Annotated in this window: 1 protein-coding gene; it reads right to left on the minus strand. The window is 79.5% G+C overall.

The genetic code is table 11. The features are described 5' to 3' along the window. Positions 1-32: 32 nt before the first annotated feature. On the minus strand, positions 33-906 hold an 874-nt coding region (locus MHY85_RS21135), incomplete at its 5' end, for an ABC transporter ATP-binding protein (RefSeq protein ID WP_239200446.1).

A 906-nucleotide genomic window follows, 5' to 3' on the forward strand; every position in this document is an offset into this window, starting at 1 on the left:
GTGGTGTGTCGGGGGTGTCGGGGTGGTGCGGGTCAGATCGAGTGGTGCGCGTCGGGGTCGTGCGCCGGGTGGTGCGAGGGCACGCCGAGGCCGTCGAGCAGCTCGGCGCGCAGCTCCGCGAGCCGGGCGTCCGCGCGGTCGCGGGGCCGGTCGCCGGGGACCGTGATGACGGAGCGGACCGAGGCGGCGTCCGGCGCGGCGGGGTCGAGGGCGCCGAGCAGGACGACGCGGTCCGCCAGGTAGAGCGCCTCCTCGACGTCGTGCGTCACGAGCAGCACGGTCGTCGGCCGGCTGGCGTGCACCTCGAGCAGCAGGTCCTGCATCCGCAGCCGGGTCAGGGCGTCGAGCGCGCCGAACGGCTCGTCGAGGAGCAGCACGCCGGGCCGGCGGGCGAGCGCCCGGGCCAGGGACGCGCGCTGCGCCATGCCGCCGGACACCTGCCGCGGGCGCAGGCCCGCCGAGCCGGCGAGCCCGACCAGGTCCAGCAGCCGGGCGACCTGCTCGCGGGACTCGGCGCGCGGGGTGCCGCGGGGGACGCCGAGCGCGACGTTGTGCGCGATCGTGCGCCACGGCAGCAGGCGCGGCTCCTGGAACGCGACCGCCGTGCGGGCGTCGTACGGCGCGACCGGGTCGTCGCCGATCAGGATCTGCCCGGCGTCGGGGGCGTCGAGGCCGGCGACCTGGCGCAGCAGCGTCGACTTGCCGCAGCCGGACGGGCCGATGACGGCGACGATCTCGCCCGGGGCCACCTCCAGGTCGAGGCCGGCGAGCACCGGGCGCGGGCCGGACGGGGTCGCGAAGGTGCGGGCGACGCCGCGGAGCGCGACGGGGCGGGCGGTCGCGGGGCCGCTCGCGGCGCCGGCGGTGACGCCGGCGCGGGGCGTGGTGGCGCTGGGGGCGGAGGTC

The sequence above is a fragment of the Cellulomonas sp. ACRRI genome (genome assembly GCF_022346185.1).
Classification (GTDB): domain Bacteria; phylum Actinomycetota; class Actinomycetes; order Actinomycetales; family Cellulomonadaceae; genus Cellulomonas.